At 68.2% G+C, this 12,778-nt stretch carries 11 protein-coding genes; 4 read left to right on the top strand and 7 right to left on the bottom strand.

Annotated elements, in window-relative coordinates; translation table 11 throughout:
- Nucleotides 1-179 precede the first annotated feature (179 nt).
- Entirely contained in the window at nucleotides 180-455 is a 276-nt protein-coding gene (locus BM362_RS10320; protein WP_244287108.1) for a TetR/AcrR family transcriptional regulator, read from the top strand.
- A gap of 164 nt (nucleotides 456-619) precedes the next feature.
- Here BM362_RS10320 and BM362_RS10315 read toward each other — a convergent pair whose 3' ends face one another.
- Nucleotides 620-889: a hypothetical protein gene (locus BM362_RS10315; protein ID WP_093572946.1), complete on the bottom strand. Its 270-nt coding sequence runs from the start codon at nucleotides 887-889 to the stop codon at nucleotides 620-622.
- Between the two features lie 217 nt (nucleotides 890-1,106).
- Entirely contained in the window at nucleotides 1,107-2,426 is a 1,320-nt protein-coding gene (locus BM362_RS10310) for an HNH endonuclease signature motif containing protein (RefSeq protein WP_093572945.1), read from the bottom strand.
- A 287-nt stretch (nucleotides 2,427-2,713) separates the two neighbouring features.
- Here BM362_RS10310 and BM362_RS10305 point away from each other — a divergent pair, with 287 nt between their 5' ends.
- Entirely contained in the window at nucleotides 2,714-5,302 is a 2,589-nt protein-coding gene (locus BM362_RS10305; RefSeq protein WP_093572944.1) for a helix-turn-helix transcriptional regulator, read from the top strand.
- Nucleotides 5,299-5,487 carry a LuxR C-terminal-related transcriptional regulator gene (locus tag BM362_RS10300; protein ID WP_093572943.1) on the top strand — a complete coding sequence of 63 codons (189 nt, stop codon included), beginning with the start codon at nucleotides 5,299-5,301 and terminating at the stop codon, nucleotides 5,485-5,487. Before BM362_RS10305 ends, BM362_RS10300 begins: the two co-directional genes overlap by 4 nt.
- Nucleotides 5,488-5,540: 53 nt before the next feature.
- On the opposite strand, the gene BM362_RS10295 is transcribed toward BM362_RS10300, so the two are convergent.
- The 5 genes from BM362_RS10295 to BM362_RS10275 form a co-directional block, all read right to left on the bottom strand.
- On the bottom strand, nucleotides 5,541-6,500 hold the full coding sequence (locus tag BM362_RS10295; protein WP_093572942.1) for an NAD-dependent epimerase/dehydratase family protein: 960 nt from the start codon (nucleotides 6,498-6,500) through the stop codon (nucleotides 5,541-5,543).
- A gap of 15 nt (nucleotides 6,501-6,515) precedes the next feature.
- Nucleotides 6,516-7,808 (bottom strand): nucleotide sugar dehydrogenase, encoded by a 1,293-nt coding sequence (locus BM362_RS10290; RefSeq protein ID WP_093572941.1) that lies wholly within the window; start codon nucleotides 7,806-7,808, stop codon nucleotides 6,516-6,518.
- 64 nt (nucleotides 7,809-7,872) lie between these two features.
- Complete coding sequence (locus BM362_RS10285) at nucleotides 7,873-8,556, bottom strand: PIG-L deacetylase family protein (RefSeq protein WP_208865162.1); 684 nt, start codon at nucleotides 8,554-8,556, stop codon at nucleotides 7,873-7,875.
- 261 nt (nucleotides 8,557-8,817) lie between these two features.
- Nucleotides 8,818-9,951: a sensor histidine kinase gene (locus BM362_RS10280; protein ID WP_093572940.1), complete on the bottom strand. Its 1,134-nt coding sequence runs from the start codon at nucleotides 9,949-9,951 to the stop codon at nucleotides 8,818-8,820.
- On the bottom strand, nucleotides 9,942-11,195 hold the full coding sequence (locus tag BM362_RS10275) for a nucleotide disphospho-sugar-binding domain-containing protein (protein ID WP_244287146.1): 1,254 nt from the start codon (nucleotides 11,193-11,195) through the stop codon (nucleotides 9,942-9,944). The genes BM362_RS10280 and BM362_RS10275 overlap by 10 nt, the downstream gene beginning before the upstream one ends.
- Nucleotides 11,196-11,479: 284 nt before the next feature.
- Here BM362_RS10275 and BM362_RS10270 point away from each other — a divergent pair, with 284 nt between their 5' ends.
- The gene (locus BM362_RS10270; RefSeq protein WP_093572939.1) at nucleotides 11,480-12,676 is read left to right on the top strand and encodes a cytochrome P450; all 1,197 of its coding nucleotides are present in this window, start codon (nucleotides 11,480-11,482) and stop codon (nucleotides 12,674-12,676) included.
- Nucleotides 12,677-12,778 lie beyond the last annotated feature (102 nt).

Below are 12,778 nucleotides of genomic sequence, written 5' to 3'. Positions count from 1 at the left end.
ATCACGATCATCGGCACGGGCTGCTGGTGTCTCCGGCGGGGTGCGCAACGGTGGTATCTGGTGGTGATCGGCGAGTTCCCGGGCGACTGCGGCTGGGGCACTGGAAAACGTGTTGTCCATCGGCCTCGACCGCCCAGTTCGGCTGCGGGTCGCCCAATCTGTCGACCGCGGGGACCGCGGTGACCCGGAATGGTCCGGTTTCGCGGGTCGACCGGGCGTCCACGACCTCGGCGGCCAGCCGGGGCGAGGTCACCTCCGAAGAGGGGCTGGACGGCGTCACGATCGGACGGCTCGCCGACGAGCTGGAGATGAGCAAGTCCGGGGTGCACAAGCACTTCGGCACCAAGGAGACCTTGCGGATCTCCACACTGGACAAGGCGTGGACTTCTGGCATCGGGTGGTCGGGCCGGCGCTGCCGGAGCCGTCCGGATTGCGGCGGCTGCGCGCGGACCTGACTGCGGCGGTGGCGGGCGGGGCGCGCCGCGCGATCGAGCGGACTCTCGACCAGTCCTGACGCCTGGGGCTGGGCAGGCAGGTTGTTGTGTCCGGGGGCGTGCTGGGGCGCTTCGGCCGAGTGCGTCGCGTGGTGCGTTGTGCAGGCGGGCTCAGGCGGTGCCGGTCACGACTCGGTGGCCATGCCCAAGGAGCACAGGGAACCGGCCAGGGCGATCAGGTCGTAGCGGGTGTCGTCTTCGTTCGTGTGCCACAGGGCGGACAGGGTGCTTGCGGCCCGGTCGACGTCGCCGTTGTGCTGCTTCAGGGCGATCCACATCGCGGCGGCCACTGGTTCGCACTCGATGTGCCGGTTGGACGTGCGGCAGGTCAGCTCCAGGTGGCCGTTCGAGAGCATCCGCTGGGTGACGCCGGGGGCGGTGGTGATCGTCATCATGATGGCCTCCTGGTTGAGGGGGTGTTTCGTTGATGTACCTAGTTTCTCGGAATGGGGCCGCCGGAGCCATGGGGTGTGCTCCTGAAGCTTCCCTGGGGTTTACCCACCCTTATCCCCGGTGGATCCCTGGTTGTCAGCGGCTCAGGGTTGTGGTGAGTGTGCTCGCAAAACCACCACCGCGGTCGCGAAAGCAGGAGTGCGCGGCGCTGGACGACCCCTAGCTGCCTTGGCGCGGCGGGGGAGGGGTGCTCATGGTCGCGGTTCGCAAGGGGGTGGGCGGTGGGTTGTGGGCGGTGTTGCGCAGCGGTTTCCGCTCCGGATCGAGGATGGAAGGCGGGATCCAGTGCACGGCACCTTCGCGGATGACGATCTTCCAGCCGCTGTGGTGCAGCAGGCGGTGGTGGCGTTCGCAGCAGGAGGCGAGGTTGTCCAGGTCGGTGGGACCGCCATGGGCCCAGTGGATGATGTGGTGCGGGGTGGTCCACTTTGGACTGCGGTCGCAGCCGGGGAAGGTGCAGCCGCGGTCGCGGATCGCCAGGGCCCGGCGCTGGGCGTTCGTGGCGGTGCGGGTGGAGCGGCCCAGGTCAAGGACCTGGCCCTCGGTGCCCAGGACCGCGGGGTAGACCTTGGCGTCGCACAGGATTCGGCGCAGATCAGCCGCGGTCAGCACGGATTCGTCTTCTGTGACGAGGGTTTTCGCCGTGCCTCGCAGGGTCTCCAAGTCGACCGTCACCGTCGCGACTGCTCGTTCGCCGGCTTTGGCGGGCAGGTCCGGGGTGCGGGCGGCCAGGTCGACGATCGCGGCGATGGCGTCGCCGTGGCGTTCGGCCGGGGTGCGGGGGTCGGGGGTGCCGGGCGTGATCGCGGGGTCCGGTGCGGCCAGGGGGACCAGCAGTTGTTCGATCAGGGTGCCGGTTTCGTGGTCTACGTTGCCGCTGAAGCGGAAACGGCCGCCCTGGGTCCACTGCCAGCGGAACTCCCGCCGGGGGCGGGCGGCTTCCTCGGGACGCGAGCCCGAGTCCGAGCCGGGAACCGAGTCGGGGTCCAAGCCGTGGTCCAGGTCGGGCGAGCCGGGTGCGTCGGCGGGATCGCTGTCCCAGTAGATCTTCAGCCGGGTCGCGGCGCGGCGGACGATGCTGGGGTTGGCCTGCGCCGCGAGGGTCACCAGGGTGTCTTCGGCGACGGTGTAGTCCTCGGGAGTCAGCCACCGCGGGGCGGCAGCGAGGAATTCGGCGATCACCGCTGCGTGCTGGGCGGTGATTTCGCCCGCGGACAGGGCTTTCCAGGTCAGCGGCAGCGTGCCGGTGGCCTGGGCGAGCCGGGAGCGGGCCTCGCGCAGGGTCACGTGCAGGATCGTCGCCAGGTAGGCCGAGGTCGAGGTGTAGCCCTCCGGCAAGGCGCCGCGCGATTCCAGTTCCCGGATGGTCTCCAGTTGTGCGGCGTAAGCGACGTTCTGCTGTCGTTGAGTGGTCAGGAGTCTGGTGGTCAGGTCCCGGTCTGGCAATTGCCAGGCGGGGAGCGTCGTAGTCGTGCTCACGCCTTCATTGAATCGAACGGGCGTTCGATTACGCTATAGCTCGAAGTGGTCAACCCGTACTGTCGAAGCGAGGCAGCCAAGATCACTTTCCGGAGCCAAAACCCGTCCCCGTGGAGGAAATCTGCCTCTCGCCCTCAGGCGGCCGCCGGTGAAAGCCGGGGCAGCCGCGACGCTTGGTAATCGTGATCACCAGATTGAGTGACTTTAGATCGCGGTTGGCTGGGCTTAGGGGGCGGCTGCGACTGTGGCACACGCAGGAAGATGACCGTTGGGTCGAGGAGCTTGCGATGGGCGTGAACTGGGGGCAGAACCGCCGCACCGAGCCGAACGAAGCAGTGTCCCTCCTGGAGGGCCTGCTGATCGAATGCGATGCGGGGGCAGGAGACACGGTATTGGTCGGCGGAGGACCGGCCAGCGGGAAAACGCAGGTACAGAACCAAGTGGTGGCGCGAGCCCGCGAGCTGGGCGTTCTGACGCTCACCGCGGCGGGAGCGGCCGACGAGTGCGACGTCGACGGAGGTGTGCTGGACCAGTTGCTGGCGAGCCCGGCGTTGCCGCGCGAAATGCTGGCCGCGGCGGACGGCGAGGACCGGATCGCCGCCTTGTGCAGCGCGTTGCACCGGTTGGCGCGGGAGCGGTCGCTGCTGATCGCGGTCGACGATGTGCAGCACGTTGACGAGACGTCGGCGCGGTTGTTGCTGCGGTTGCAGCGGCGGGCGCGGTCGGCGGGGATGCTGCTGGTGCTGACGCAGCCGGACGGGTGGTATTCCGGCGAGGGCATGAACTTCGCCGCGCAGCCGCACCGGTACGTGCATCTCACGCCGTTCACGGTGGAGGCGATCGCGCAGCTGGTCCCGGACCACGGCGAAGCCGAGCGGATCCACGGGCTGAGCGCGGGAAATCCGTTGCTGGTCAGCGCTTTGGTCGACGCACGTCGCAGCTCGGTTGACGACGGACCGGTATATTCCGACGCGGTGCAACGGCTTCTGCATCGCTACGGTTCGCCGTTGCGGGAAGTGGCGACGGCGATCGCGGTGCTGGACACCGACGTGACGACGGACGCGGTCGCGGCAGTCGCGGGCGTGGACCCGGTCGAGGCGGAGGCGTCCGCGGGGTTGCTTGTGGAGACTGGGCTGGTCGACGGCGTGCGGTTCCGCCAGCAGCCGGCCGCGGCGGCGGTCGTCGGCGGGTTGCGCGGGTCCGAGAAAGTGCAGTTGCACATCCGGGCTGCTGAGGTGAAGCACGCACGAGGGTTGCCGGCACCGGAGGTCGCCCGGCATCTCGTGGCGGCGGGCGAAGCTCAGGCGGAGTGGGCGTTGCCGGTGCTGGTCGCGGCGGCGGAGCAGGTGATGCTCGGCGACGACGTCGACTTCGCTACCCGTTGCCTGCAGCTGGCGGCGTCGACGACTGCCGCGTCGTGGGAGCAGCAGATGATTTCGCAGCTGCTGGCCAAGATCACGTGGCGGGTCAATCCGGCGGCGGCCGCTCCGCATCTCGCGGCGTTGCGCGAAGCCGAATCGCTCGACCAGTCCGACCGGATCGCGGTGGTGCGCCAGTCGTTGTGGTTCGGCGACCGGGAAACCTTCGAGTCCGCGCTGGTCAGGCTGGGCGACGACCTCGAGCCGCTGCACCCGCGGACGGCTGCCGAGCTGACGCTTGCCGCGCATTGGCATTACGGCACGGTACCGGCGTTGTCGGTCGACGCATCGGATCCCTGGATGCGCACGGCGACCACGCTCGCGTCCGTCTGGCAGGTCGGTGGCAGCGAAGAGACTTCGGTGTGTGCGGAACGGATTCTCCAGAACTGCCGGCTGTCCGACACGTCGCTGGAAGCGCTGGCCACCGCGATTCTCGCACTGGCTTACGACGGCAAGGCGGACCGCGCGGAAGGCTGGTGCACGTCGCTGGCCGAGGAAGCGGAGTATCGCGGTGCGGTGACGTGGAAGGCGATGCTCGACGCTATCGGCGCGAGTCTCCTGCTGCGTCGCGGCGAGCCGGCCACCGCGGCGGAGGCGGCGAGCCGAGCGCTCGCGCTGCTTGACGAACCGAACTGGGGCGTCGCGATCACGTATCCGCTCGCCACGATGCTGACCGCGTACACCGCGGCAGGAGCGTTCAAGGCCGCGGCTGGGGTATTGCGCCACGCACTGCCGGAATCGGTGTTCACGACGCTCGGCGGGGTGCGGTTCCTCCGCGCGCGCGGACAGTTCCATCTCGCCACGAACCGAGGGCTCTCCGCGGTGAGCGATTTTCAGCAATGCCAGCGGATTCTCCGGGACAGCGACCTCGACCTGCCCGCCGTGGCGCCGTGGCGGACCGACCTCGCCGAGGCGAACCTCCGGCTGCGCAACCCGACCTTGGCGGTCGAGCTGGCGAAACAGCAGCTGGCGGACACGACGGACTCGTTCTCTCAGGCGGTGGCGCTGCGGGTGCTGGCGTTCGCGGGAGACACCGGCGCGCGGTCCGGTTTGCTGAACCGGGCGGCGGAGGCGTTCAAGGAATCCGGCGACCGGCTCGAACTGGCTCGCACCGTCCGCGCGATCAACCAGCTCGGCCAGCGCGCGGAACGCTCGGCAGGCCTGGTGAAGCCGGTTCAGGTACCACGACAGCCGTTGCGTCCGCTCACGCCTCGTCCGGTGGCATCGAGACCGGAGCCGCCGCGCGCGGATCCGGACGGGCCGGCCGCGATCGCGCTGAGCGACGCCGAACTGCGGGTCGCGGAACTCGCGGCACACGGGCGGACCAACCGCCAGATCGCGGAGACGCTGTACATCACAGTGTCCACTGTGGAACAACATCTGACCAGAGTGTACCGGAAACTCGGCGTGGCCGGACGGAGCGCGCTGGCGGGCGAACTGGCCGGTGCCGGGCAGTGACGGAGAAGCTGACGGAAAGCCTGACCGAATGCGGGGCGAGAGTGCTGACCGACGTAGAGCTGCGGGTCGCGGAACTCGCCGCGCAGGGCACGCCGGTCGCGGTGATCGCGGAGGTACTGGGAGTGTCCGCGAACACCGCCGCCAGCCACCTTGCCGCCGTTTACGTCAAGCTCCGGAACGCGTGAAGGGCCTCTCGCGCGAGATCCGCGAGAGGCCCTTCACCGGAACCGGGAACAGGTCAGGATCGGCGGTCGGCGACGACCGCGGCGATGATGTCGTCCAGCGAGCGCGTCGGCACGAAGCCGATCTGGTTGTACGCGCGGGTGCAGTCGGGGATGCGGCGCTGCATGTCCTCGTACCCGTCGCCGTATGCCTCTTCGTAGGGCACCTTCGCGATGGTGCTGCTTGAACCGGTCGCGCCGATCACGCGCTCGGCGAGCTGGGAGATGGTGGTCTGTTCGTTGCTGCCGAGGTTGAAGACCTTGCCGTAGGCGGTGTCGTCGGCGAGCAGCTCCGCCAGTGCGGGTACGACGTCGTGCACGTGGCAGAAGCAGCGCGTCTGTTGCCCGTCGCCGAAGACGGTGATGGGTTCGCCTGCCAGGGCTTGGGTGACGAACCGGGGGATGACCATGCCGTAGCGTCCGGTTTGGCGGGGGCCGACGGTGTTGAACGGCCGCACGATCACCGTGCGCAGGCCGTGCTCTACCGCGTACAGGTGGGCGAACGTCTCGTCCAGCGCCTTCGCCTCGGCGTAGGACCAGCGGTTCTTCAACGGCGAGCCGATGATCCGGTCGTCGTCTTCGCGCAGGCCGTCCGCGGTGTTCTTGCCGTAGATTTCGCTGGTGGACGCGACGAGGATCGGCACGTCGTGCCGCAGCGCCGCGTCGAGCATGTTTTCGGTGCCGTGCAGGTTGGTGCGGAGGCTGTCCATGGTCTTGTCGAGGATGGTGAACACGCCGACCGCGGCGGCGAGGTGGAAGATCGCGTCGATGCCCGCCATGCACGATTCGACTGCGTTCGGGTCGGTGATGGAGCCGCGCACGAAGCGGAAACCCGGGTGCCCGGCGACGCTGGCGAGGTTGTCGAGGGTGCCGGTGCTGAGGTTGTCGAGTGCGACGACCTCGTCGCCGCGGGCCAGGAGGTGCTCGGTGAGGTGGGAGCCGATGAACCCGGCGCCTCCGGTGATGAGGTAACGCACGTTAGTGTCCCTTTCTCAGTTCGCGAAGAGTGCGCGGTCGAGGCGGTAGGTGGCGTCGATGACGGTCGGGCAGTCGGCGAGCCAGTCGTAGTCGTGGCCGGGTTGGACGGTGTGGATGAGCGCGACGTCCCAGTCCTGGCCCTCCGGCTCAGAGGCGGTGTCGAGGGAACCGCCGGTCACTCGGACGTTCGGGACCAGCGGGTCGTAGTAGCCGACCTTCGCGCCCTTCGCGGCGAGCAAGTCGATGATGTCGAGCGCGGACGACGAACGCACGTCCTGGACACCGGGCTTGTAAGTCACGCCGACCACCAGCACGCGCGTACCCGCCATGCCCTTGCCTTCGCGGGACAGTGTGTTCAGTACGCGGTCGACAACCTGCTTCGGGCGCTCCGCGATGGCGTGCATCGCCTGGGTCACCAATGGCGCGTTGCTCTGCGTCGCGCGCAGCTGCCAGAGCAGGTAGTGCGGGTCGCAGGGGATGCAGTGGCCGCCGACGCCGGGGCCGGGATGGAACGCCATGAAGCCGTATGGCTTGCTGGCTGCCGCGTCGATGACTTCGATGGGGTCGATCGCGAAGCCGTCGCTGATTTCGGCGAACTCGTTGGCCAGTGCGATGTTCACGGCGCGAAAGGTGTTCTCATACAGTTTGGTCATCTCGGCTGCTTCCGGCGAGCTGACGCAGTGCACGGCCGGGGTGAGCACGTTGATCACGCGCTGCGCCATCGCCGTGCACACCGGGGTCACGCCGCCGAGCACCCGCGGCGTCTCCGCCTGGGTGTGCGTGACGTTGCCCGGGTCGATCCGCTCTGGGCTGGACGCCACGAACAGGTCGCGTCCGATGGTGAATCCCTTGGCCACCAGCGGTTTCACCAGCAGCCGGTTCGAGGTGCCGACGTAGCTGGTCGAGGTGAGGATGAACGTCTGGCCGCGGCGGGCGTTCGCGACCAGCGCCGCGCACGCCGCCTCCAGCGGGCCGAGGTCGGGCATGAGGTATTCGTCGAGCCCGGTCGGGACGCACACCAGCACCGCGTCCGCTTCGGCCATCCGCGCCGAGTCCGCGGTGAGCTGGAAGTCCTCTTGGTGCACGGCTTTCTCAAGCCGGCGGTGGTCGGCTTCGATGAGGTCGACCTCGCCCGAGCGGATCGAGTCGAGGCGGTTCTGCGACAGGTCGATGCCGATCACGCCCACGCCGCCGGCGTGCAGGCCGAGCGCGGTCGGCAGGCCGACGTAGCCCATCCCGATCACCGCGACCGACGTCAGCTCGTTCCGTTCGGCGATGGTCTCGAATTCAGCGACAGTACTGGTCATTCCTGGTCACCCGTTTCTGGATGGGCAGTGGAAAAAGCGAGCGGAAAAGCGGAGGAAAAGCCGGTCATCGGACCGAACGGACGATTTCGAAGGCCTCGGCGAGTCCGGCGCTGACCTGGGAGCCGCGGTATTCGGCGAGGGCGCGGACGCCGCGTTCGCTGCGTGGGTTCGGCCACGGTTCGAGTTCCTTGCCGTAGGCGCGCAGGGCTTCGATTTTGCGTTCGACGTGTGATTCGTCGAGAATCTGCCAGCAGTTCGGCCGGAAGGTGACGGGCAGTCCGGAGGCCTCTCCGACGTCGGTGGCGGAGCGGATCTCGAAGGTGCGCACTTCGCGGACCGGGCCTTTGCCGGGCCGTCCCGCGACTCGTGCGGCGCGGCTGACGAGCGCGTGGTCGGTGCTGAGGTCGCACATGCTGGTGGCGAAGATGGTGTCGGGTTCGAATTCGCGGACTTCGTGTTCGACGACCTGGTTGAGTGCGAGGTGGCTGACGGTGTCGAGGCGGTTGTCGCCGAATTCGTGTACTCGGACGCGTTCGATGCCGAGTGTTTTGGCGGCGAGTTCGATCGCGTCGGTGCGGTTGGTGACTTCGGTGCCGGCGGCCGAGCGCGAACCGTCGTCGTTGGTGAGGATGCAAAGCGAAATGGTGACGCCTTCGTCGGCGAGCCGGGCGATGGTGCCGCCCGCGCCGAGCGTTTCGTCGTCGCCGTGGGCTCCCACCACCAGCAGCCTGCGTGTCAACGTGTGCATACGATTCCCCAGTCCTTGTCCGGGCGGTGAAACCCCCAGCGGAAACGAGCCGTGCGAAATGGCTTGGAACGCAAGAAAAATTTGACATCCGCCGAGGTCTGCGACAACCCCTAAAGACCGTCTAAAGCGGACCTTGGCCGAGCGGGCGGGCCGGTGCGCAGGGCCATTAGGGGGTCGGTTCGCGCTCGTGCCGTCCGGACGCCGGACGGGCATGCGACGCGGAAGGAACCCGGGCAGCTCCGACGAGCAGCTGGTCGCGCTTCACCAGCGGACGGGAAGGTCGGCGCGCACGACCGTCGGCCCGCCCGCCGGGCTGACCACGGTGAGCACGCCGTCGATGGTGCCTGCCCGGTCGGCGAGGCCGGCCAGCCCGCCTCCGGGACGCACGGACGCGCCGCCGTGACCGTTGTCGATGATCTCGACGACCACCGTGTCGTCGTCGCGGGTCACGCGCACCGACGCGCGGTCCGCGCCCGCGTGCTTGGCGATATTGGCGAGGGTTTCGCTGACGATGAAGTACGTCGTGGTCTCCACGGGCGCGGGCGGCCGCGGTTCCACCGTCACCTTGACGTCCACGTGAATCGGCATCCGCGCGGTCAGCGCCGACAGCGCGGCGTCAAGACCGCGGTCCTGCAGCACCGGGGAGTAGATCCCCCGGGCGAGGTCGCGCAGCTCGGACACGGCGAGTTTCGCGTCGGCGTGGGCCGCGCCGACCAGTTCGCGCACGGCGGCGGTGGCGGCGGGATCGGCAGGATCGTCGACGTCAAGCTTCAGCTGCGCCCGGCCCAGGCTCATCGCCACGGCGACCAGCCGCTGCTGCGCCCCGTCGTGCAGGTCGCGTTCGATGCGTTTGCGCTCGCTCTCCACGGCGTCGACGCCGCGGGCACGCGAATCCTTGAGCTGCCGGGTGCGGGCCTCCAGCCGCGCCGTCCGGTCCGGCCCGAGCATCGACAGCGCCAACGCGCCGTGCATCGCCCCGATCCGCGGTGCCACGAAGATGCCGAACGGCGGCACGGCCGCGGACACGATCCCGGCCACGAATTCCACGATGCCCAGCGGGAACGCGAGCAAGGCGTAGATCAGTTCGCGCCACGTGGCCGGGTCCACGAGCCGGGTCTGCCACGTCAGCAGCAGCCCGGCGCCGTGCGGCAGCCTGCGGGGCGGCGGGACGTCGACGCCGAGCATGGTGCGCACCCAGCGGCGTTCCACGCCGGCCAAGCCGCGGGCCGTCGAAGTCGCGGTGATCAGGATCGGGATGCCGATCCACAGCATGGTGGTGGCGATGCCGAGCACGGTCGTGGCGAGCACGAGCACGAACGCGACGATCCGGAGGGGAAAGCTCGCGAGGAGGAAGCCGATGGTGCGGACGACGCGGGGCGGCTGCGTCACCGGCATCGAGCGATCCGCTCCAGTTCCGGTACGAGGTCGTTAAGGGTCGGCGCGGCCAGCATCTCGTCCCGGACTTCCAGCGAGCACTCCCGGAAGGACGGTTCCTCCAGCAACCGCTGAAGTCCGCTTCGGACGGTGCTCGGAGTGACGTCCTCGAGGTCCACCATCAGGCCGTTGCCGCGCTTCACCTGTGCGAGCGCGGAGATCCGCTCGCTCCACGTGGTGCCGGGGATCACCAGCTGAGGGACCCCGTTGACCACCGCGTTGCCGATCGTCGCGCCGCCGCCCTGGTGCACGATGGCCGAGCAGCTCGCGAGAAGCTCGTACATCGGCACGAAGTCCACCGCGCGCACGTTGTCCGGGACCTTGTCCACCGACGCGAGCTGCTCCGCGTTGAGCGTCGCGATCACTTCGACGTCGAGGTCGGAAAGGCCGTCGAGCAGCGCAGAGACCGAGGTCTCCTCTTCGCCGAGCGTCTGCCGGTTGGAAATGCCGAGGGTCAGCATGACGCGCGGGCGCGACGGGGGTTCGACCACCCAGCGCGGCAGCGCCATCGGTTTGTTCAACGGCACGAACCGCGCCGGGAGGTAGTCGACGTCGACGCCGTCGTACCGGAGGTAGGACGGGTGGCAGTCGATGGTTTTGACGCCGTAGCGCAGGTTCTCGTCGTAGTCCGCGCCGTAGCGGCCCACCGCGGCAGACATCCATTCCACGAACGGGTCCGGGCTGGTGTCCTCGGGCTTGCTCGCGCGCAGGTCCCGGTACTGCGCGCCGATTCGCGCCGTCTGGTCGGCCGCGTACATCATCCGCAGGTGCGGGACGCCGACCGCCTGCGCGACGATCGGCGCGGTGTAGACCAGCGGGTCCCATACGACGAGGTCCGGCTGCCAGTGCCGGGCGAACCGGACGAGTTCGTTGAGCAGCGGTTCCGGCGTGTTCCAGCGGAAAACGTCGACCCAGCCGTCGTAGACGGTGCGCACGTACTCCTCGGTGTAGCGCTCCGGGCGGCTTTCCGAAAGCTGGTGCTCGCTGTGCGCGGTGTCGTCGCCGCCGGCGCTGAGCCGCCGGTGCTCCGCGATGTCGAGGTCCTCGCCGAACCACATCGCGTCGAGGCCGGTCTCGGCGAAGGGCAGGACCTCGCGGGGATTGCGCTGGCCGACGAACCGCACCTCGTGCCCGGCGGCGGCCAGCGCCCAGCCGACCGGGGCCATGCTGTAGACGTGCGTCCTCGTCGGGAAGACCATCAACATGACTCGCACAACGCACTCTCCGATGCCGGGGTCCGGGAAACACTGCTGGGGAAACGGTAATCGCGGCGGGCCCCGCGGCAGACCCGGCAATACGGCGTAGGGGTCCCGAACCCCTGTCCCCGCGCGGAAATCTTCCTCGCTCGCCCCGGTGCGGACCGGGGTTAGGGGCCGTTAGGGGTGGGGATCCGGGGGCCGGCGCGCATAGCTTTTCGTCGGCATTCCGGGGACTCGCTCGCCAAGGCGGCGCTGGAGCAGCCGATGGCTGTGATCGGAGGGGAATTGTGATGAGCATTCGTCGGACTGTGCGGGCGTATCCGTTCGATATGTGTGAGACGTCTGTTTCTGAGACGTATCGTCGGTTGCAGTGTGACGAGCCGGTGAGTCGGGTGCAGTTGCCGTTTGGTGAGCCGGCGTGGTTGGCGACGAGGTATGCCGACGTCAAGTTGGTGTTGACTGATTCGCGGTTCAGTCGTGAGTTGGCGCAGGGGCTTGATCAGCCGAGGATGCGTCGTCAGCAGATGGGTGATGGCATTATGGGGATGGATCCGCCGGATCACTCCCGGTTGCGTCGTTTGGTGAGCAAGGCGTTTACCGCGCGTCGGCTGGAGGCGATGCGGGAGAGTGTCCGTGTGCTGGTGCATGAGCTGATCGACGGGATGGTCGAGAGCGGCGGGCCTGGCGATCTCGTGGAGGGGCTTGCGCGGCCGTTGCCGGTGACGGTGATCTGTGAGTTGCTTGGTGTGCCGGAGGAGGATCACAGGATTTTCAGCGAGTGGACTCAGGCCCTCGTCAGCGACGCGACGGCGAAGGGTGATGTGCTGGATGTCTACGGCGATCGGTTGGATGGGTATGTGGCGGGGTTGGTTGCGCGGCGTCGTGAGGAGCCGACTGATGATTTGCTTGGTGCGCTTGTTTATGCGCGTGATGCTGGTGAGAAGCTGAGTGAGAGCGAGTTGATCGCGATCGCTGGTGCGGGGTTGTTGACTGGTGGGGTGGAGACGGTTTCGTCGGCGTTGCCGAGTTTTGTTTTCACGTTGTTGACGCGGCCGGACCTGGTGGCGCAGTTGCGGGAGAACCTGGAGTTGGTGCCGGCGGCGGTGGAGGAGTTGTTGCGGTGGGTGCCGGTCAACACGGCGGCGATGTTCGCGCGTTATGCGGTCGAGGATGTTCGCTTGGGTGATGTGGTGGTGCGGGCGGGTGATCCGGTGTTGCCTGCGTTGCATGCGGCTAACCGTGATCCGGAGGTGTTCGCGGATCCGGATGTGGTGGACTTGACGCGGAGTCCGAATCCGCATGTGGCGTTCGGGCATGGGCCGCATCATTGCATTGGTGCGCAGTTGGCCCGTCTTGAGTTGCAGGAGGCGTTGAAGGCGATCCTGGTGCGGTTTCCGGAATTGCGGTTCGCGGACGGCCGCGATGGCGTGAAGTGGGAGTACGGCGTCATCGTGCGGGGTCCGTCGCTCCTGCGCATCGCCTGGTGACGGAGCACCGATTTTCCTTCCCCTAGAAGGGTTTTCAGGGGATCCGGCTGTGCTGCGCGCCGACCTACCATCCGGACAAGACGACCATGAGTGCTGGTTTGC

The organism is Amycolatopsis rubida, from assembly GCF_900115345.1.
GTDB classification, from domain to species: domain Bacteria; phylum Actinomycetota; class Actinomycetes; order Mycobacteriales; family Pseudonocardiaceae; genus Amycolatopsis; species Amycolatopsis rubida.
This window is presented reverse-complemented; position numbering and strand designations above follow the sequence as displayed.